Below are 19,418 nucleotides of genomic sequence, written 5' to 3' on the forward strand. Positions count from 1 at the left end.
GGTTGTCTATTATATTAAGAAGAATCTATGATGAAAACATAACGATAGGCGGCCACCGGGTACTGACTGATCGTATCTGGCCAAGAGGAATTTCTAAAGAAGATGCCGAAATTGATGAATGGCTTAAGAGTATTGCCCCAAGCCCGGAGCTTAGAAAATGGTTTAATCACGATCCTGCTAAATTTGATACGTTTACAGAAGCTTATCGGAAAGAAATAGAGAATAACGCTGAAGCACAATCCAAAATTAAAGAATTGAAAGCAATAGCAAAGGATAAACGTCTAATCCTTCTTTTTGGAGCTAAAGATTCAAAGCATAATCATGCGGTCGTGCTAAAGGAAATCTTAGAGGATGAATAACGCTCAATCGCGGACTGAGCGTTATTCATCCCTAATTAATTTATACGTACCGATGCCTTTTGCCAGCATCGTACCTTCCCCATCATATAACTCTCCTTCTGCCGTCACAATCCGGTATCCCTGCTGCAAAATCCTCCCCTTTGCCGTTACGCTGCCGCCTGCCGAAGGGGCCAAATAGTTAATATTTAAATTCATAGTTGTACACCGCGTTTTAGTCGTGGAGCGAATAGCCATTCCAATAATTAAGTCAAGCATGGTGGCATGGACACCTCCATGGAGAGTGCCATTCACATTAAATAACTTTTCCTGAATGGGAAGATTCAATCGAACGTTCCCCTCTTCGAAATGAATGATCTCAAAGCCAATATGGGAAAAAAACGGACTGGCTTCAAAACTTTCACGTACTTCATCAATCGTCTTTGTCATGTCTTTTCCTCCCTATTTACCGGCCTATCACCTTAAAAGTCCCGGCCGCTTTGGCTTTCAGGTTTCCATCACGATCCGATACACTACCTTCACCTGCAATTAGTTTTCCATTCCTCCAGGTGATCGTTCCGACTGCGGTAAATGGTCCGCAATTTGTGAAGTCAAAATAATTGATATTTAAATTTACGGTTGTGGTGGGCTGCTGGACTAACTCTGCTATGGTTGAACCAATAACAATATCGAGCATGCTTGAAAATATACCCGAAGGAATAGTGCCTTCGGCCGATAAAATTTCCCGCTTCACTTGAAGAGTGAGAAGAATTTCTCCTTCTCTTCCCCTATGTTTAATACAGCCTAAGTGTTCAAAAAAAGAAGATTGCCCTCTCACTCTTAAATCCCCTCCCTATATTTTTTCAACCATCAGGGCCATTCCCTGCCCGCCACCTGCGCATAAGGTAGCAATCCCTCTTTGTGAATCACTTCTATTTAACGCATGTAAAAGTGTGGTCAAAATTCTTGCTCCACTCGCTCCAACAGGGTGCCCAAGAGCAATTGCTCCACCGTGAATATTTACTCGTTCTTGAACCAGACCGAGCTCACGAATAACCGCCAGGGATTGAGAAGCAAAGGCTTCGTTCAACTCTACAAGTCCGACGTCTTTTATCTTGGTAGACGTCTTTTCAAGTAGTTTCTTAACAGCAGGTATGGGTCCGATTCCCATCACTTCAGGGGAAACGCCTGATACAGCCCAATCTGTAATCCGGACCATTGGTGTCAGCCCTAATGATCTTGCTTTGGACTCCCTTATGAGCACCAGGGCAGCTGCCCCGTCATTCCGACCGCACGCATTCCCCGCCGTTACCGTCCCATTTTCTTTGAAAGCAGGCCGTAACCTCGCGAGCTTATCTAGCGTCGTTTGAGGCCTGGGGTGCTCGTCGCGATCTACAATGAAAGATCCTTTACGCTCTCTTACTTCAACCGGTACGATTTCATCTTCGAACACTGCTTCCTTTATCGCCCTTGATGCCCGTCTTTGGCTTTCAAGAGCAAAAGCATCCTGATCTTCTCTTGAAATAGAATAGCGTTCGGCAACGTTTTCAGCCGTTATCCCCATTCCAAGATCATCTCCGTAGATTTCTTTGGGCTGCTGCCCAGCTTCCTTATTCGAATCAATTAAAACAGGCTGGTCACCTCCAAACCTCGAATTTCTTAGATAGATAGGAGATTGACTCATACTTTCAGTGCCCCCAGCCACAATGACCTCCGCTTGATCAAAAGCAATTTGCTGAACCCCGGAGGCTACAGCCTCCAGGCCAGAGGCGCATAGCCGGTTAATCGTATAAGCGGGAGAAGATTCAGGAATTCCTGCCCGTAAAGCTGCAACGCGGGCAACATTAGAAGACTGAGTGGTCTGCCGGACCTCTCCCATAATCGTTTCGTCCACCTGCTGCAAGGAAAGACCTGCTCTTGAAACTGCTTCTTTTATGGCGATAGAAGCTAAATCAGCCGAGGATAGTTCTTTAAATGAGCCTCCATATTTTCCTATCGGGGTTCGGACAGCACTTACAATGACCACCGGTTCCTTCATCAATAACATCCTCTCCCGTTCACAAGCTATATTCCTTTTTCAATTGGCTGGAAATAATGTTTTTCTGAATTTCAGACGTTCCTTCATAAATTCTCGTAATTCGTGCATCGCGAAAGAAGCGCTCAATGGGATAATCGGATATGTAACCAATGCCGCCGTGAACCTGCACAGCCTTATCAGCTACCCGGTTGTACACTTCTGATCCATATAATTTGAGCATTGCCGCTTCTTTAATTACTTTCTGACCTTGATCCACCATCCACGCAATCCGGTACGTAAAGGAACGAAGCGCTTCGATCTCTACGGCCATCTCAGAAACCATATGGGCCACAGCCTGATGTTCAATAATCGGTACACCAAACTGTTCTCGTTCCTGTGTAAAATGCATCGATAAGTCCAGTAGTTTCTGGCAGGAGCCTAAATTTCTCGCGGCGAGCCCAGCCCTTCCGTTCGCAAGGATTTTCAGAGCATTTACATACCCCTCTCCCTCTTGTCCCAGCACATTCTCGCTAGGAACTTCACAATCTTCTAAAATAATTTCGGCTGAATGTGAACCATGCAGCCCCATTTTAGGTTCAATAGCTCCGACCTGGAAGCCCGGAAAATCTTTTTCCACAATAAACGAGGTAATTCCTTTCGCCCCTTTGCTTGCATCCGTTACAGCCATTACCGTGAAGACGTCAGCCTCTGTGGCATTGGTAATATAGTGCTTCGTTCCGTTAAGGATGTACTTATCTCCACGTTTAACCGCGGTAGTCTTTAAATTGGTCGCATTCGAACCAGCACTTGGCTCGGTGAGGGCAAAAGCGCCGATTGAATCTCCGCGTGCGAGTTTCGGCAGGTATTGCTGTTTTTGAGCTTCGTTCCCCATTTCCACGATACCGACTGTACCAATCCCCGTATGACCGCCAACTAGCGTGGTGTAACCATTATGAGTAGCCCCAATCTCTTCGTACAACGCACACTTCCCTACCATTCCTATACCAAGACCACCGTATTCTTCTGGAATACTTAGACCAAACAGCCCCATTTCTTTAGACATCTCTAAGATATGGTCAGGAATTCTATTCTCACGCTCAATCTCCATGGCTACCGCTTCTACCTCAGTTTGAACAAAATCTCGTACGCTGTTCTTCAACATCTGAATATCTTCATCAAAATTAAAATCCAACAGTACCACTCCCGGAATTATAAATTTGTAAGGAATTCATGTTTCTTAAACATTATTTGAACTAGCATGCGGGGGAATGCCCCCGTTGGACTTACTTTCTTCTTCCTCCACCAGTTTTCGTTTTAATAACTTTCCCACTGTATTCCTCGGCAGGTCATTACGAATCTCGTATTGCCTGGGCACTTTATACCGGGTTAAACGGGTCGAACAATAGTCTTTTAAATCGTTAATTTCGACCTTGCAATCTTCTTTAAGGACCACATAGGCTTTTACAATTTCTCCCTCATCCCTATCTGGAACTCCCACTACCGCTGCATCTTTTACAGCTGGATGTTCATATAAAACGCTTTCAATTTCCTGCGGATAAATATTAAATCCGCCATTAATAATCATTTCTTTTTTCCGTCCAACTATATAAAAGTAGCCATCTTCATCACACATGGCCAGGTCTCCCGTGTATAACCAGCCGTTCCTTAACGTGTTTTTTGTTTCTTCTGTATGTCCCCAGTAACCTTTCATAATCTGTGGGCCTTTAATGATGAGCTCTCCTACGCTATTGACCGGCAGGCTCTCACCTTGATCGTCTATAATACAGCAATCCGTACCCGGAAAGGGGATACCGATGCTCCCTATCTTTCGTATTCCGCCAGCAGGGTTCCGGTGAGTAGAAGGAGAGGCTTCTGAAAGCCCAAACCCCTCGCCAATCACGGCACCCGTCAAACTTTCAAAACGTCTGATAATCTCTACAGGGAGAGGAGCAGACCCGCTTGAACAAAACCTTAGAGAACTCAGACCATACGATTCTATGCTAGGGTAATGTACGAAAGCACTGTACATCTTCGGTACCCCGGGAAAGAAAGTCGGCTGATACTTTTTAATTTTTTCGGCTACATCAGCCACCTTGAATTCTGGTATTAACAGAATTGTAGCGCCAAGGTAGATACCGAGATTCATGGCACTAGTCATTGCATACACGTGATAAAGCGGAGTAGCGGCCAGTACGGTTTCCTTTCCCCTCCTCATCAGCTCCCCATACATGGCATGACTCTGAATAACATTAGCTACTAAATTGTAATGAGTGAGCATAGCTCCTTTAATTTTACCGGTTGTTCCACCTGTGTATTGAATTACAGCTACATCTTCTTTAGTCGTAATAGGAATATCCTTTTTCAGTGGATACGCTTTATTTATAATACTTTCCAACGATTCAGGAAGATCCTGATCTGCTTTTGAGAAAAACACAAGAGAAATATTACTCTCTTCCTTTACCTGCTCAATGAGTGAACGATTGCTCTCTTCAGCTACCAGATAGTTCATACCGGAATCTTTGATGATATGAAACAGTTCTCTTGCTGTATAACGCGGATTAATTTGAACCACGATGAGGCCGAGCCTCTGAGCAGCATAATAGGCCTTGATATAGTCCGGGTGGTTTGAAATCATCAGACCGATTCGTTCGCCTTTTTTTAATCCTAGATCATTCCACGCGCCTGCCAGTTGGTCTACATTCTCTTTCAACTCCTGATAGGTTATTCTGCTATCTTCATATAGGATGGCCGTCCTCTCACTGAATTCATTTGCCGCTTCATGAAGCAGTGTATAGAGAGACTCTTGAGGATCTATTACTTCTGTATTCATTTCAGGAGAATATGATTGATACCACGGGCGTTTTTCAATATCCGTCACATACAGTCCCCCTTTCTTACACTTCTTCCTTCACCTCATCATACGGCCAAGCCGGAAGCGAGCGTGACAAAGTCTTATCTGATCGATAGCCAAGTACATACTCCGCCTGCATAACCGTATGAATTTCACGCGTTCCTTCATAAATGACTGGAGCTTTCGAGTTTCTTAAATATCGTTCTACCGGGTATTCGTGTGAATAACCGTAAGCTCCGTGGATTTGAACGGCATCATTCGCTGCTTCATTCGCATAATCGCAGGCCTGCCATTTCGCAAGTGACGTTTCCCGTGTGTTCCGTCTGCCCTGATTTTTTAATTCACCCGCGCGGAAAACAAGGAGACGGGACATCTGATAACCCGCTTCCATTTTGGCAAGCATCTGCTGGACCAGCTGATGCTTGCCGATTTCTTTACCAAACGTTTTTCTTTCGTGGCAATACTTCACACTTTCCTCGAGGCACGCAAGTATCTGACCGCATGCTCCGGCAGCCACCGTAAAGCGCCCATTGTCGAGAGCGGCCATAGCGATCTTAAATCCTTCTCCTTCTTCACCGAGCAGATGTTCTTTTGGTACCTTTACATGATCAAAAAATAATTCTCCCGTGTTCCCTGCCCGAATCCCAAGCTTGCCTTTGATAGCCTGTGAGGAGAATCCTTCCATAGTCCGTTCTACGATAAAAGCCGATATGCCTTTATGCTTCTGGCTTTTGTCTGTATAAGCAAAAACGAGAAAATGATCTGCATGATCGCATAAGGAAATCCACGTTTTCTGCCCATTTAAAATGTAATAATCCCCTTCTTCTGTAGCGGTAGTTTGCAAGGAGGCCACATCGGACCCTGCATTGGGCTCTGTTAATCCAAACGCCCCTACTTTTTCTCCTTTTGCCTGTGGAATAAGGTATTTCTGCTTCTGAGCTTCATTGCCCCATTGGAGCAGTGTCATGCTATTCAGACCTGTATGAACGGAGACAGCTGTACGGAAGGCTGTATCACCACGCTCTAATTCTTCGCAGACAATGGCCAGTGTATTGTAATCCATTCCACTGCCCCCGTACTGCTCAGGAATACACACCCCCATCAGATCCAGGTCTGCGAGACGGTGCATAATTGAGGATTCAAAGTGACCCTTTTCATCCCATTCCTGAATGTAGGGATTGATTTCCTGATCTACGAATTTACGAACCACTTTTCTAACCATTTCCTGTTCTTCCGTTAATTCAAAGTTCATCATTCAAATTTCCTCCTTAAATTATTCATTCCAACAGCTAATTCAACAAGAACCTTATTTTTCGTTACACTTAAAAACATTTCCAAAAAAAGCAAGACAATATCTCGAACCTGCGTCTTACAGTAACCCGCCCTTTAGTGTAATAACCCGCTGATGAACTACAATGCTTACTACAACCTTCCTTACCAGGGAAGTCTATGTATAAAAAAAGCCAGTTATATGGTGTATTCTCTTCATACAACTGGCTTACTCAGCCTTACTCGTTCACGTTAATCGTAACGATTTCACCGTTTTCAACAGCTGCAATGCGCAATCCAGTCGTGAATCCTCCATCCTCTTCAATTCTCTTAATTGTGTACACTTCTTTCTCTTTAGGTACCGCATCCAGTCCATCTTGCATATGAGAACGGATGGCCTCTGGATCATCGACCGTTCCCGCAGCTTTCATCGATTCCATAAAAGCATACATCGCTACATAATGGTAACCAGCTTCAGATCCCGGTTCTTCCCCATATTTCTCTTTGTATTTTTCAATAAATTCAGCAGTTCCTGGGTAATCTGAATTTACAAGCGGTGTCACACCGACCGCACCATTCAGCATCTCTAAAGAACCAGTGACGGTTTTCATTTCATTCAGTTTGGCCTGATCCATGACGATAAACCCACCTTCAAAACCTAATTCTCTTGCCTGTTTGGCCACTTTCGCCGTTGGCTCGGATGGGCCTCCAATAAATAGAACATCCGGATCCCCTTTTAAGGCATTAGTCACTAGTGTAAAGAAGTCTGTATCCTTCGAAAAATCGATGGATGAATTATAGACCACTTCTCCACCTTGTTCTTTCCAATATGGCAGCAGGGCTTCTGTCCAGTCTTTTCCGTACTGGGAGGACGTCGGAAGAGCTGCAATTTTCTTACCGAAGTTGTCCATGGCGTAATTAGTGAATGGTTCGATGTAGCCATCATAGCTCGGTGGAATCCGAACCGTCAGCTCATTTCCTTCAGCTGTTACTGCCGGTTCACTCGTATAAGCTCCAATGAGGAAGTTTTCCTTTTCATTGAATACTTGCATCGCCTTTACTCCTCCGCTGTGTGGAGTGAAGATAATCGGAGTATTATTTTCCTGAAGCAGACGTTTGGCGTTAGCGGCGGTCTCATTCGGGAGATATTTATCATCCAGCGACACGAGATTATATTTATATGTTTGTCCATCAATCTCAAATCCGCCATTATTATTGATTTCTTCGACAGCCATTTTCAGACCGTTCAACGTGCGTTCTCCATAATAGGCAGCCGGGCCGCTTAAAGGTCCCGTATAACCGATACTGACCAGTTTTTCCCCCTCTTCTGCTTTCGTTTCTTCCGTTTGACTTTCTCCGCCCCCATCTCCAGATGCTGAATTGGAAGGGTTATCAATACATCCCCCTAAAATAAACAGAAACGAAAGCATCACCAGAAAAGCAGATAATCTGAAAACCTTCATTAGATCTCCTCCTTAAGGATAGGTGTTTTCTATTTGACCGACCGCTGCTCCAACGTCTTCTACTCACTAATTATCAGGCGCCAATATATGCTCTCCGAACCGTATCATTGGCTAACAACTCTTCCGATGACCCCTGCACCACCATGGATCCACTTTCAAAGACATAGCCTCGATCCGCAATTTTTAATGCAGCAAAGGCATTTTGTTCGGCCAGTAAAACGGTCGTACCATCCTTATTTATTTTCTGAATGACCTCAAACATCTGCTCTACAATGAGAGGAGCAAGTCCAATGGATGGCTCATCAAGAAGCATCATCTTCGGCCGGGACATTAATGCTCTGCCGATTGCGAGCATCTGCTGCTGACCTCCACTCAAGGAACCGGCAGCGTTCTCTTTTTTCTCTCGCAGAATCGGGAAAAGTTCATATACTTCGGAAATAGATTCTTTCACTTGCTTACGCTTTCTCCTGTGAACATAAGCGCCCATAATTAAATTCTGATGAACGGACATTTGTGGAAACAACTTGCGGTCTTCCGCACATTGCACGATTCCAGCTTGTACAATCTTATCTGGTGATAAGCCTGTGATGGATTGCCCTTCAAAAAGAATGTCCCCGGCACTAGGTTTTTGCAGTCCGCTAATGGCGTTAAAGGTTGTACTTTTTCCAGCTCCATTTGAGCCAAGTAAAACGACCAGTTCTCCTTTCTCAACCTCAATATCAATATCTTTTACTGCCGCAAAGCTTCCATATTTTACGGACACATTGGATAACTCAAGCACTCGCGTCACCACCTAGATATGCTTCTATAACAGCCTGGTTGTTCATGATCTCCTCAGAAGTTCCCTCTGCAATTTTCTCCCCATAATTTAATACCATGATTTTATCGGCAAGTTTCATAATCATTTTCATTTTATGTTCAATTAAGCATACGGTAATGCCCCGTTTGACCATCTTTTCCATTAATGCTGCAAGGCCTTCTGTTTCTCCTGGATTGATCCCTGCAGTCGGTTCATCGAGAAAAACGACTTCCGGATCCGTAGCCAGCGCAAGAGCGAAAGCTACCCGCTTCTTCTCTTCCTGGGAGATGTTCACAGCAAGCTCATCTCTTACATGTGTCAATTCAACGAAGTCCAGAACCTCCATCGCTTTGTCTCGGCACTTTTTCTCTTCGTGTTTATAACGTTTGGTTCTGAGCACTGCATCAAGCAGATTGGACCTTGTCCTTAGCCGGTGTCCAACGATCACGTTATCAAGAACGGTGGACTGTTCGAAAAGGTTTGTGGTTTGGAACGTACGTGCTACCCCGAGAGATGCGATCTTATTCGGAGGCAATTTCGTAATATCCTTCCCCTTATAAAAAACCTGCCCTGAACTTGGTGTGTACGACCCGCTTACCAGATTAAAGAACGTGGATTTCCCGGCTCCATTAGGACCGATAATCGCGTTAATCTTGCCCTTTTCAATTGTAAAGTCTACTTCGTTAACAGCGATTAGTCCCCCAAACTTCTTCGTGAGCTGTCTGGTTTCGATAAACATGCCTTATCCCTCCTTTACTCTTTTCTCTTCATCTTCCTGTGACTGCTGAACATAAGAAGTCTGCTTTGACGGAACGGCTTTCTTCTTTCTCGCTTGTCTCTTCATACGAAAATCAAGATATGCCCCTGCAATGCCCCTTGGATAGAAAATGATCAGTAAAGTTAAGAGCGGACCAAAAATAAGCATTCGGTAGTCTTGCAGAAATTGAAGAGATTGAGAGACGCTGACAATAAGAAAAGTGCCTACAATAGGACCAGCCAGAGTGCCCAGTCCACCGACAAGTAAATAGGTAAGGAAATCGAAAATCACTGTAATATATCCAATATCAGGACCAATAAATCTGATAAAAGAAGCATACAAGGCTCCCGCAAGACCTGCGAAGAACGTGGAAAGAACAAAGACGAGCAGCTTGTTTTTCATCGTAGAGATCCCAATCGTCTGAGCCAGGTCTTCACTGTTTCGAATCGCTATAAAGGTGCGGCCTGTGAGAGAATGGACAATCCGATACATTACGAGAATGGTAGCCAGTAAGAAAAAGAGAATTAGGTAATATTGGGAGAGAGGCGTTTCGAACGATATGGGACCAATTGCTGTTGGAGCAGGAATTCCAATCAATCCCCGCACACCGCCGGTGAGGCTGTCCCATTTATCGATCACTAAATAGATGATATACCCAACACACAGCGTATAGATGGCAAAAAAATGTTCCCGGGTCCTCAACGCAACCAGCCCTACCACAAAACCAATGGCACTTGTAATGACACAGGCAAGTGCGAGAGCAACCCAGTAGTTCAGCCCTGCTTTAACCGTCAGCAATCCTAAAGCATAAGCTCCAATGGCGAAAAAACCAGCGTGTGCAAGGGACAAATATCCGGTATAACCTGCCAGAAGATTCAGCCCATAAACCGCAATCATCCAGATAAAGGCAAGAGTTAACACATGCAGAAAGTAGTCATTTTGCGAGAGAAAAGGAAATACCACGGCTAGTAAAATGAAACCGATGATCCAGCCTTTTTTCTTAAGATAAGCTCCCATTTAGAAACCCTCCCTGGAAAAAAGACCCTTAGGACGAATGGATAGAATAATCACAAGAAGTAGAAAAGCAATGAGGTCTTTATAATCGTTAGAAATGTAGGTGGCGCCAAGACTCTCCGTAAAACCAAGAATATAACCGCCGAGAATAGCTCCAGGGATACTGCCCATTCCGCCAAGAATGATGATGACGAAGGCTTTCAGGATAACAAGGTGCCCCATTCCCGGAAAGACAAGATTAATCGGTGCCGATAAAGAAGCGGCTATGGCTGCCAATCCACCGGAAATCATAAACGTAAGCATCGCGACTTTATTTGTGTTGATCCCGACTAAATGGGCTCCCTCACGGTTTTGAGCCATGGCAATAATGGTGGAACCAATGTACGTCTTTTTCAAAAACAGATAGAGCAGAATCATGACCGCTATAGCTCCAATATTAATGAGCACCCGCTGCATTGTGGCGGTCGTTCCAAAAAGGTTAATGACTTGTCCATAAGGTGTGGTCATAGTACGGTAGTCAGCGCCCCAGATCAATTGAGCAAATGCTTCGAGAAACAACAGCATACCAATTGCCGCTATTTTATCGTGGATCGGAGGGGCATTTCGAAGCGGGTGGAAAACCAGACGGTCCATAAGCACCCCTAGAAGTCCAACTACAAGAACAGAAACGGCCATAGCTATCCAATAATGAATCCCCCATAACAGCATCATGGTCAGAGTGATATAAGCACCCAGCATGTAAAGAGCACCATGGGCAAAGTTAGGAATGTGAAGGATGCCGTAAACGAGTGTCAGTCCCAAAGCAACCAGACTATACACGCTGCCAATTGTCAGCCCGTTGAATAGCTGCTGCGTTAAAATATCCATTGAACTTCCCCTTTAACCAGATTTTGAAGTCCGGGAAGACCCAGGATGAACATTACAAGAAACCCCGGGGTCCCAGATCAATTCAATCAATTGTTAACTGCCCTGCACCTTCTCCTTCTCCTGTTCCTGCAGTTTCCGCCACAAGATTTTTCCACTATTGGTTGTAGGAAATTCTTCTCGGAACTCCACCATTCTTGGATACTTATAAGCTGCCATCCGTTCTTTGGACCATGTGATAATCTCTTCTTCCGTCACTTCTCCTTCGTATCCATCATTCAAAATGACAAACGCTTTAATATTTTCACCTTTCCGCGGATCTGGTACGCCCACTACACAAGTTTGCTGAACAGCGGGATGATCATACAGAGCTGATTCTACTTCGGTCGGCCAGACATTAAATCCAGAAGCATTGATCATCCGCTTCACTCGATCGACAATAAAGAAGTAGCCCTCCTCATCACAACGTCCGATATCTCCTGTCCGGAAAAATGACTTGCCGTCAATATCAATAAAAGCGCTTTCATTTTCATCTTCACGATTGTAATAACCGAGCATGACCTGAGGACCGTTAACAATAATTTCTCCAATTTCCCCAGTCGGAACTTCCTCATTTGTGGCCGGATCAATAATCCGTGAATCCACATTAAAAGAAGGGATGCCAAGGCATTGAAGTTTCGGCCGATCAGGTGGATTGAAATGGGTTTGAGCAATGGTCTCAGACAGCCCGTATCCCTCCACAAATTCAAGCTCAGTTAGATTGTAGAGCTTTTCGCCAAGAGCTTTTGGAAAAGATGCTCCTCCGCCCGATATCGCATAAAGCGAGCTCAGATCCTCCGACTTAACATCAGGATTGGCAAGGAAATCAACCAGCATGGTGCTGATCGTCACCCAGTGTGTACACTGCTGATCGCGAATCAGCTGGCGGGCTGCTTCACGGTTCCATCTGGTCATAACGACAATTTTATTCCCGCTGAAAATCGGCATCAGCATGCTGTGAATCATTCCGGTCACGTGAAATAGCGGAAGGGTGGCTAACGTACTTGAATCAGTAGTCGCGCGAGCCCAGTGATACGCACCAACGGTATTCGCCTGCACGGTACGATTCGTATGCATACACCCTTTTGGCAGGCCTGTCGTCCCAGATGTGTAAGGAAGTACAGCTAAGTCATCGGCTGCAATCAATTGATCCTGTGGTTCTGCTCTGCGTTTAAGAGCCTCCACCCATATATGCAGATGCTCTCCCGATAAAGATGCTCGTTCCGCCGAAACTTCTGGCGGAAGATAATCTCCCAGTTCATTTCCTTTATAGTCGGAGTAAGCAGCCACGATCAGATTTTCAAGCGACGTACTTTCTACTAACGGCTCGACAATTTCCATGAATTCCTGTCCAATTAAGGCATTTCTCATGGAACCATCCTTAATGTAGAATTCGAGCTCATTTGTTTTCAGCATCGGATTAATCGGTACGACAACTGCTCCTGCTCTTACGATGGCATAGTAACCAATAATGAACTGGGGAGAATTTTGCATGAATAATAGAATTTTCTCGCCTTTGGCGACTTCTAAGTATTGCTGCAAATAACCAGCCAGGTTATCGACTTCTGCCAAAAGTTCCTGGTATGTCATCGTTGCACCATAATAATAAATCGCTTCGTGATCGGGGTAACGCGCTGCAGATACTTTAAGATTGTCGTAAATAGATGTTTCCGGCACGGTAATCGTCTTCGTTAATTTCGGCCAGAAATCATAGTGCTTCGTTTTCATGAAGATCTCTCCTTTTTCAATTCGGATCTAAAGGATTTTGTAAGCGTTTTCTTATTTAGCCAAAGAGAAATTAAGTAATCATCCATCCGCCATCGACTAATAAATCTGATCCCGTCATATAGGAGGCTTCGTCTGAGGCAGCAAAAGTAATTACTTTTGCAATTTCTTCAGGCCTTCCCACTCGACTGAGCGCTGTATTGCGCTGAATGGCTTCTTCAAATCGTTTATTCTTTAGCCCTTCTTCTGTGAGGGGAGTTTCCGCAAAGCCAGGAGAAACTGAATTCACCCTGATTCCATAAGGAGCAAACTCCAGGGCCAGTGACTTGGTAAAATTGATGACCGCAGCTTTGGACGAGCTGTAATGAGGAATTTTAGCTCCTGCTTTATGTCCGGATAAAGAAGCCACATTTACGATCGACCGATTGACCTCTGTTGCCTCCTCCTTACCTTTGATCATGATACGCCCAAGTGCTTTCGAAACTAGATAAACGCTTTTTAAATTTGTGTTCTGAATTCTGTCCCACTCCGATTCTTCCATATTTAGAATGCTAGAATTCCCTGAGGTGCCCGCATTGTTCACAAGAACGTGAATGTCTCCTGCCTTCTGCTCAATAAAACCAGCCAGCTCCTGTACTTCCTCTTCTTTCGTCACATCCGCCTGAAAAATATCAGCCGCTGGGTCACTCAGACCTTCATTAATCTGCTGAGCTGCTCGCTCGAGCTTGGATACAGTCCGTCCCACTAGAATAACTTGAGCCCCCTCGGAGGCAAGTCGGGCAGCCGTCTGTTCGCCGATTCCGCTGCCCGCGCCTGTTACCACAGCTATCGTACCTTTAAATCTAGAAATGGTTGATCTCTCCTTTCTGCTTATGAACTCTGAACAAGATGACTTTCAAGTGCGTCACGCAAATGTTGAGGGATAATTTCACTTTTCTGCGCTTCATAATTAAAATGAACGACTACGGCTTCGGAATTTGCAATCCGTTCTCCCGTATCGGCTGCTTCTATACTATGAGTAAAGTAGAAGCTGCTGTTTCCAATGTGTGATACCCAGGAAGACACGATCAATTCCTGCCCAAAATAAGCCTGACTGACAAAATCGCATTTCGTGGAAGCCAAAATGAACTGCCCAGCTGAGTTCAGCTTTTCCGGAATCACTTCCTGAAAGAATTTCCCCCGGGCTTCCTCTAGATAAATGAAATAACTCGTATTGTTTACGTGTCCTGCCATATCCGTTTCACAGAACCTTACTCTCACTCGTATTTCATGATTCAAATGTCACCCTCCCTTCTAACCGGTTAGTATCCTTTGAATAAACCCCTCCATAAGGGAAGCGACCTCGTTAGTCGCTTTTATTAATTCCATTTAAAAGGATCTCTACATAAATATCTGTGAGTTCTTCAGCTGATACCTCCCCCTCAGGGTTAAACCAGTAATAACTCCAGTTTGTCATTCCTAGTATTCCGCGCGTAACCATATCGGCATGGAGATCTTCCTGAAACTCTCCTTTACGGATACCTTCTTCCACAAGCTGCTGTAGATTTTTGCGAAATTGGTCTCTTTTTTCAACATTCTGCTCCAGGTACTTGGGGCCCAAATTACGCATTTCGCGGAAAAAGATCCTCGCGCTTTTTTTCCGCTCGTTAATACTTTGCAGAACCATATAAATCATCGCACGCAGCTTTTCCCTGGAATCTTTAGCCTCATCCTGAAGAATTTCATCCTGCTTATTAAGGAGAAATTCAATGAAGTTTAAGTGAATCGTCGTTAACAATTCCTGTTTATTGGTGAAATAATAATAGAAGGTACCTTTGGTGACTCCAAGTTCGTCGACGATTTCCTGAATCGACGTTTCCGTGAAGCCTTTTTTGTCAAATAGATGAATGCTCACATCAATCATTTTCTGTTTCATCGCTGCATTGTCCTCTCGTTTAGGGATGATACGTTATTATAACATTCCTAAATTACACGAAAACGATGGATTTCATCCACGTTCAAGAACCATGGCAATTCCTTGACCACCGCCAATGCATGCTGTAACTAAAGCGTATTGCCCGTCCCTTCGTTTCAATTCATAAATGGCTTTAGTGGCAAGAATGGCTCCTGTTGCTCCAAGAGGATGCCCATGAGCAATCGCTCCTCCATTAACATTCACTTTCTCAAGATCCATCTCCATTTCTCTATTACAAGCAAGCACCTGTGCAGCAAACGCTTCGTTAATCTCGATAATGTCCATATCATCTAATCCAAGACCCGTCTGCTCCAATACTTTCTGAGTGGCAGGCACAGGACCGATTCCCATAATATTCGGGTCTACTCCGGCAACAGTGCAAGCCTTCACAGTGGCTAATGGAGTCAAGCCTGCTTCCTCTGCTTTTTCTCTCGACATAACCATTAGAGCAGAAGCAGCATCATTTAAACCGGAGCTGTTTCCAGCGGTTACCGTTCCTTCTTCAAGAAAAGCCGGACGTAATTTGGCCATGCCCTCCACCGTTGAATCGGGTCTTGGGTGTTCATCTACCTTAAATTGAATAGTGGCGCCTTTTCGAACTGGTATCTCAAGCGGTACGATCTGCTCTTCAAAGCGCCCTTCCTCTATCGCCGTTCCCATTCTCTGCTGGCTTTGCTGAGCGAATTGATCTTGTTCTTCTCTTGGAATGCTATACTTCTCAGCAAGATTTTCAGCCGTAATCCCCATTGGAGGATCACCAATCTCTTTTGGCGCCAGCTGTGATTTCATAAACTTAGGGGGAACCGGGCTGAAAGCTCTTTGTGGACGCTCCATCAAATAAGGAGCCTGGCTCATACTCTCCGTGCCGCCCGCCACATAGACATCGCCGCTTCCTGCACGAATGGCCTGCGAAGCGAGATATATCGCATTGAGACCTGAGCCGCATTGCCTGTCCACTGTTAAGCCAGGAAGGTTAATAGACAGCCCTGACTGTAATGCCGAGAGACGAGCCACATTGCCACCACCGCTTAACACGTTTCCCATAATCACATCTTCAATCATATCCACATCGACTCCAGCTCGTTTGACTGCTTCCTTAATCACTTCTGCTCCAAGGACATGAGCTGGTACCTTGGCGAGTGTTCCTCCCTGTTTGCCGATAGCCGTTCGTACTGCTGATACAATCACCGCATCACGTTCTCTCATAATGTCACCCCTCTATTATTTGTATCCGTTAAAATTCCGTATTGATCTTCCAGTTAAGCTCCCTTTTCTGTATGTATCGACCCTACCTCGTGTAGGGCCGCAGGAAAGCGAGTTGTTTCCGTATCCAGCCCCTTTTTATATCAGCAACGGACCTAAGATATCTCGAAACTGAGTCTTTACAGTAATGGGTCTTATTGTTTATAAGTCTTTATGAAAACAAATGCTTAACAGAGCTTTTTTCACATGGCATGTGTGCCGCCATCCACGATGATGACGTCACCTGTAATATGATCAGAAGCCGCGGAGCTTAAGAAAATAGCCGCTCCTTTTAGATCATCTTCACTTCCGAATTTGCGTAAGGGCGTGCCTTCCAAAAAGGCATCTCCGCCTCTTTCCATAAGTACTTTGGACATCTTTGTCGGGAAAAATCCTGGAGCAATTGCATTCACACATATTCCCCGTGGCCCCCACTTCACAGCAAGATCCTTGGTGAAGGTAAGAACAGCTCCTTTACTTGAATTATAGCCAATCGTGTCCATGTATTTTGGATCTGATCCTTTTAAACCGGCCACAGATGAAATGTTAATGATCTTCCCGGACCCTTGCTCGAGCATAACTTTTCCTGCGATTTGAGACATGAGGAATGTGCCTGTCACATTCACGTTAAATACTTTCTGCCAGGCTTCAAGCGGCATTTCCTCTGCCGGAGCTCCCCAGGTCGCACCGCTATTATTTACTAATATATCGATACGTCCAAAATGTTGGACAGTTTCGTCCACGACCTTCTGCATACTGTCGGGATTTGTAACATCACATTCAAAAGCAAGCGAGTCTACCCCAAGTTCCTTTAATTGACTGCTTACTTCCTGGCAGGCATCCAGCTTACGTGAGCAAACCACAACGTGGGCACCTGATTCCGCAAAGCCCTCTGCGATTTGTTTACCAAGTCCCCGTCCTCCTCCAGTCACAATGGCCACTTTATCCGTAAGATCAAAAAGCAGTTTAGCGTGCATATTCGCCACTCCGATCCTGCGTCTTTTTAAGCTCATATTTAGCAACTGCGCGTCGATGGACTTCGTCTGGCCCATCCGCCAATCGCAGCGTCCGTATATTTGCCCACTGCGACGCAAGAATCGTATCCTGACTTACGCCCGCTGCACCAAACGCTTGAATCGCGCGGTCAATGACTTTAAGCGCCATATTCGGTGCCACCACTTTGATCATGGCAATCTCCGCCTTCGCTTCTTTGTTTCCGACCGTATCCATCATATGAGCTGCTTTTAACGTAAGAAGCCTCGCCTGCTCAATTTCGATTCTTGAGTCCGCAATCCATTCACGAATCACACCCTGATCCGCAAGCTTTTTCCCAAACGTTTCGCGCTCCTGCACCCTTGTACACATTTCTTCCAGCGCTCGTTCTGCTGCTCCAATCGTTCTCATGCAGTGATGAATTCTTCCTGGTCCCAGTCTGCCTTGAGCAATGGCAAACCCTTTTCCCTCTCCCCAAATCAAATTGGAAGCAGGAACTCGAACGTCTGTAAATTCAATCTCCGCGTGTCCGTGTGGGGCATGATCGTAGCCAAAAACCGGAAGTGTCCGTTTAATCGTCACTCCCCTGGCATCAAGTGGAACCAGAATCATCGACTGCTGGTCATATTTAGGAGCATCCGGATCGTTTTTTCCCATAACAATACTAATTTTGCAGCGAGGATCTCCCGCACCGGAGGACCACCATTTCGTTCCGTTGATCACGTATTCGTCCCCGACTCGTTCTATACTCGTTTGAATATTTGTCGCATCAGAGGAGGCAGCATCCGGCTCCGTCATAGAAAAGCAGGAACGGATTTCCCCATTTAATAAAGGACGCAGCCACTGGTCTTTCTGTTCCTGAGTGCCATATCGCTCCAATACTTCCATGTTTCCTGTGTCCGGAGCAGCACAGTTGAACACTTCTGGCGCGATGCTCGATCGGCCCATAATTTCGCATAAAGGAGCGTACTCCAGGTTGGAAAGACCCGCCCCCCGTTCACTATCTGGTAAAAACAAATTCCATAACCCGGCTTCTTTGGCCTTCCCTTTCAATTCCTCCATTATAGGCGGCACATCGGCAAAACGGTCCTGCTGATTAAGCTGGGATTCATAAACCGCTTCATTGGGATAAATATAGTCGTTCATAAAGGTATTCAATTTTTTCTGAAGCTCTTTCACTTTATGTGAGTACTCAAAATCCATGGATTTGTCCCTCCGTTACCCCGTTTTATGTAGCTGCTGTAATAAAACGCTTACAAAATACGACATTTCCTTTGATGACATCCCTGCCATCCTGGTTAGCGGCACGGACAGAGAAGGATAGTTCTTCTTCTCCTTGTTCATCAAGAACCGCATGGAGCGTAATCACATCGTTCAGGAAAACCATTCCTTTAAAGCGGATCGAATAGTCCTGGATAAAACCTTCCTCAAAATAAGGAGTGAACAGCTTGGCTAAGTTTCCCATCGTCCACATGCCGTGAGCAATAATACCTGGAAGACCAGCCTTTTCTGCTTCCTCATCAATCGTGTGGATCGGATTGTAGTCTCCTGACGCGCCCGCATATTTAATAAGATCAAGCCTGGATACAGGAGGAAGCGTGATCGCCTCGAGTGATTCGCCCACTTGCAAACCCTTTAATCCAGTCATACCGTCATCCCCTTTCGCACTGCTTCCGTGATGATAACCACCTGCTCTTCTGAAAAAATAAGTTTGCCTTCTGGATCTTCGCCGTACCTCTTCACTTTTAAAAATCCCATATTTCCGCTTTTACCACTGCGTTCATAGTAATCTTCTACTTCGGCGTAGCATAGAATCTCTTCTTCTACAAAAAGCGGCCGCTCGTAATGATAGTTTTGTTCGCCGTGAATCAATCCTTTATTCGGCAGGTTCAACTCTTCAATATTTCCGTAGTCAAATACTCTTGGAAACGTCGGCGGTGCTATATTGCGGGAATAATTTTCTTCATCTGTATAAATCGGATGTAAATCTCCGATAGCTTCCGCGAATTTTTTCACGGCCCCTCGCTCTACTCGATTTTTTACCTTTTCAGACCTTTTGCCAATCGTATGCTCAAACATAGTCAGCTTCCTCCCCT

At 45.1% G+C, this 19,418-nt stretch carries 21 protein-coding genes; 1 reads left to right on the top strand and 20 read right to left on the bottom strand.

Going from position 1 to position 19,418, the window contains the following annotated elements:
• Window positions 1-2: 2 nt before the first annotated feature.
• The gene (locus LCM11_RS14405) at window positions 3-359 is read left to right on the top strand and encodes a DUF488 domain-containing protein (RefSeq protein ID WP_224894976.1); all 357 of its coding nucleotides are present in this window, start codon (window positions 3-5) and stop codon (window positions 357-359) included.
• A 21-nt stretch (window positions 360-380) separates the two neighbouring features.
• On the opposite strand, the gene LCM11_RS14410 is transcribed toward LCM11_RS14405, so the two are convergent.
• The 20 genes from LCM11_RS14410 to LCM11_RS14505 form a co-directional block, all read right to left on the bottom strand.
• Entirely contained in the window at window positions 381-785 is a 405-nt protein-coding gene (locus tag LCM11_RS14410; RefSeq protein ID WP_224894977.1) for a PaaI family thioesterase, read from the bottom strand.
• A gap of 16 nt (window positions 786-801) precedes the next feature.
• Window positions 802-1,173 carry a PaaI family thioesterase gene (locus LCM11_RS14415; protein ID WP_224894978.1) on the bottom strand — a complete coding sequence of 124 codons (372 nt, stop codon included), beginning with the start codon at window positions 1,171-1,173 and terminating at the stop codon, window positions 802-804.
• 15 nt (window positions 1,174-1,188) lie between these two features.
• A complete protein-coding gene (locus LCM11_RS14420; RefSeq protein WP_224895105.1) occupies window positions 1,189-2,373 on the bottom strand; it encodes a thiolase family protein in 1,185 nt (394 codons plus the stop codon).
• Window positions 2,374-2,392: 19 nt separating this feature from the next.
• On the bottom strand, window positions 2,393-3,544 hold the full coding sequence (locus tag LCM11_RS14425; RefSeq protein WP_224894979.1) for an acyl-CoA dehydrogenase family protein: 1,152 nt from the start codon (window positions 3,542-3,544) through the stop codon (window positions 2,393-2,395).
• A gap of 45 nt (window positions 3,545-3,589) precedes the next feature.
• Window positions 3,590-5,230 carry a long-chain-fatty-acid--CoA ligase gene (locus LCM11_RS14430; RefSeq protein WP_224894980.1) on the bottom strand — a complete coding sequence of 547 codons (1,641 nt, stop codon included), beginning with the start codon at window positions 5,228-5,230 and terminating at the stop codon, window positions 3,590-3,592.
• Window positions 5,231-5,246: 16 nt separating this feature from the next.
• Complete coding sequence (locus LCM11_RS14435) at window positions 5,247-6,455, bottom strand: acyl-CoA dehydrogenase family protein (RefSeq protein ID WP_224895106.1); 1,209 nt, start codon at window positions 6,453-6,455, stop codon at window positions 5,247-5,249.
• Window positions 6,456-6,711: 256 nt separating this feature from the next.
• Entirely contained in the window at window positions 6,712-7,935 is a 1,224-nt protein-coding gene (locus LCM11_RS14440) for an ABC transporter substrate-binding protein (protein WP_224894981.1), read from the bottom strand.
• A gap of 73 nt (window positions 7,936-8,008) precedes the next feature.
• The gene (locus tag LCM11_RS14445; RefSeq protein ID WP_224894982.1) at window positions 8,009-8,716 is read right to left on the bottom strand and encodes an ABC transporter ATP-binding protein; all 708 of its coding nucleotides are present in this window, start codon (window positions 8,714-8,716) and stop codon (window positions 8,009-8,011) included.
• Complete coding sequence (locus LCM11_RS14450; RefSeq protein WP_224894983.1) at window positions 8,709-9,473, bottom strand: ABC transporter ATP-binding protein; 765 nt, start codon at window positions 9,471-9,473, stop codon at window positions 8,709-8,711. Before LCM11_RS14450 ends, LCM11_RS14445 begins: the two co-directional genes overlap by 8 nt.
• Window positions 9,474-9,476: 3 nt before the next feature.
• On the bottom strand, window positions 9,477-10,508 hold the full coding sequence (locus LCM11_RS14455) for a branched-chain amino acid ABC transporter permease (RefSeq protein WP_224894984.1): 1,032 nt from the start codon (window positions 10,506-10,508) through the stop codon (window positions 9,477-9,479).
• Window positions 10,509-11,372 (bottom strand): branched-chain amino acid ABC transporter permease, encoded by an 864-nt coding sequence (locus LCM11_RS14460; protein WP_224894985.1) that lies wholly within the window; start codon window positions 11,370-11,372, stop codon window positions 10,509-10,511.
• A 93-nt stretch (window positions 11,373-11,465) separates the two neighbouring features.
• The gene (locus LCM11_RS14465) at window positions 11,466-13,136 is read right to left on the bottom strand and encodes a long-chain fatty acid--CoA ligase (RefSeq protein ID WP_224894986.1); all 1,671 of its coding nucleotides are present in this window, start codon (window positions 13,134-13,136) and stop codon (window positions 11,466-11,468) included.
• 70 nt (window positions 13,137-13,206) lie between these two features.
• Window positions 13,207-13,983: an SDR family NAD(P)-dependent oxidoreductase gene (locus LCM11_RS14470; protein ID WP_224895107.1), complete on the bottom strand. Its 777-nt coding sequence runs from the start codon at window positions 13,981-13,983 to the stop codon at window positions 13,207-13,209.
• A 20-nt stretch (window positions 13,984-14,003) separates the two neighbouring features.
• On the bottom strand, window positions 14,004-14,411 hold the full coding sequence (locus tag LCM11_RS14475) for an acyl-CoA thioesterase (RefSeq protein ID WP_224894987.1): 408 nt from the start codon (window positions 14,409-14,411) through the stop codon (window positions 14,004-14,006).
• A 67-nt stretch (window positions 14,412-14,478) separates the two neighbouring features.
• Window positions 14,479-15,048: a TetR/AcrR family transcriptional regulator gene (locus tag LCM11_RS14480; protein ID WP_224894988.1), complete on the bottom strand. Its 570-nt coding sequence runs from the start codon at window positions 15,046-15,048 to the stop codon at window positions 14,479-14,481.
• Between the two features lie 72 nt (window positions 15,049-15,120).
• Window positions 15,121-16,293, bottom strand: coding sequence for a thiolase family protein (locus LCM11_RS14485; RefSeq protein ID WP_224894989.1), 1,173 nt, complete (start codon window positions 16,291-16,293; stop codon window positions 15,121-15,123).
• Between the two features lie 239 nt (window positions 16,294-16,532).
• Window positions 16,533-17,306: an SDR family oxidoreductase gene (locus tag LCM11_RS14490; protein WP_224894990.1), complete on the bottom strand. Its 774-nt coding sequence runs from the start codon at window positions 17,304-17,306 to the stop codon at window positions 16,533-16,535.
• Window positions 17,296-18,525: an acyl-CoA dehydrogenase family protein gene (locus tag LCM11_RS14495; RefSeq protein WP_224894991.1), complete on the bottom strand. Its 1,230-nt coding sequence runs from the start codon at window positions 18,523-18,525 to the stop codon at window positions 17,296-17,298. Before LCM11_RS14495 ends, LCM11_RS14490 begins: the two co-directional genes overlap by 11 nt.
• A 25-nt stretch (window positions 18,526-18,550) precedes the next feature.
• Window positions 18,551-18,970, bottom strand: coding sequence for a MaoC/PaaZ C-terminal domain-containing protein (locus LCM11_RS14500; RefSeq protein WP_224894992.1), 420 nt, complete (start codon window positions 18,968-18,970; stop codon window positions 18,551-18,553).
• On the bottom strand, window positions 18,967-19,401 hold the full coding sequence (locus tag LCM11_RS14505) for a MaoC family dehydratase N-terminal domain-containing protein (RefSeq protein ID WP_224894993.1): 435 nt from the start codon (window positions 19,399-19,401) through the stop codon (window positions 18,967-18,969). Before LCM11_RS14505 ends, LCM11_RS14500 begins: the two co-directional genes overlap by 4 nt.
• Window positions 19,402-19,418: the final 17 nt, after the last annotated feature.

The sequence above is a fragment of the Halobacillus halophilus genome, from assembly GCF_020171985.1.
In the GTDB taxonomy this organism is placed as follows: Bacteria; Bacillota; Bacilli; order Bacillales; family Halobacillaceae; genus Halobacillus; species Halobacillus halophilus_A.

Bases quoted from the DNA above. Each gene is read 5' to 3' on its own strand.
- LCM11_RS14420 (WP_224895105.1), bottom strand. From the start codon at position 2,373: ATGAAGGAACCGGTGGTCATTGTAAGTGCTGTCCGAACCCCGATAGGA.
- LCM11_RS14465 (WP_224894986.1), bottom strand. From the start codon at position 13,136: ATGAAAACGAAGCACTATGATTTCTGGCCGAAATTAACGAAGACGATT.
- LCM11_RS14450 (WP_224894983.1), bottom strand. From the start codon at position 9,473: ATGTTTATCGAAACCAGACAGCTCACGAAGAAGTTTGGGGGACTAATC.
- LCM11_RS14435 (WP_224895106.1), bottom strand. From the start codon at position 6,455: ATGAACTTTGAATTAACGGAAGAACAGGAAATGGTTAGAAAAGTGGTT.
- LCM11_RS14490 (WP_224894990.1), bottom strand. From the start codon at position 17,306: ATGCACGCTAAACTGCTTTTTGATCTTACGGATAAAGTGGCCATTGTG.
- LCM11_RS14495 (WP_224894991.1), bottom strand. From the start codon at position 18,525: ATGGATTTTGAGTACTCACATAAAGTGAAAGAGCTTCAGAAAAAATTG.
- LCM11_RS14485 (WP_224894989.1), bottom strand. From the start codon at position 16,293: ATGAGAGAACGTGATGCGGTGATTGTATCAGCAGTACGAACGGCTATC.
- LCM11_RS14500 (WP_224894992.1), bottom strand. From the start codon at position 18,970: ATGACTGGATTAAAGGGTTTGCAAGTGGGCGAATCACTCGAGGCGATC.
- LCM11_RS14455 (WP_224894984.1), bottom strand. From the start codon at position 10,508: ATGGGAGCTTATCTTAAGAAAAAAGGCTGGATCATCGGTTTCATTTTA.
- LCM11_RS14440 (WP_224894981.1), bottom strand. From the start codon at position 7,935: ATGAAGGTTTTCAGATTATCTGCTTTTCTGGTGATGCTTTCGTTTCTG.
- LCM11_RS14480 (WP_224894988.1), bottom strand. From the start codon at position 15,048: ATGAAACAGAAAATGATTGATGTGAGCATTCATCTATTTGACAAAAAA.
- LCM11_RS14410 (WP_224894977.1), bottom strand. From the start codon at position 785: ATGACAAAGACGATTGATGAAGTACGTGAAAGTTTTGAAGCCAGTCCG.
- LCM11_RS14460 (WP_224894985.1), bottom strand. From the start codon at position 11,372: ATGGATATTTTAACGCAGCAGCTATTCAACGGGCTGACAATTGGCAGC.
- LCM11_RS14505 (WP_224894993.1), bottom strand. From the start codon at position 19,401: ATGTTTGAGCATACGATTGGCAAAAGGTCTGAAAAGGTAAAAAATCGA.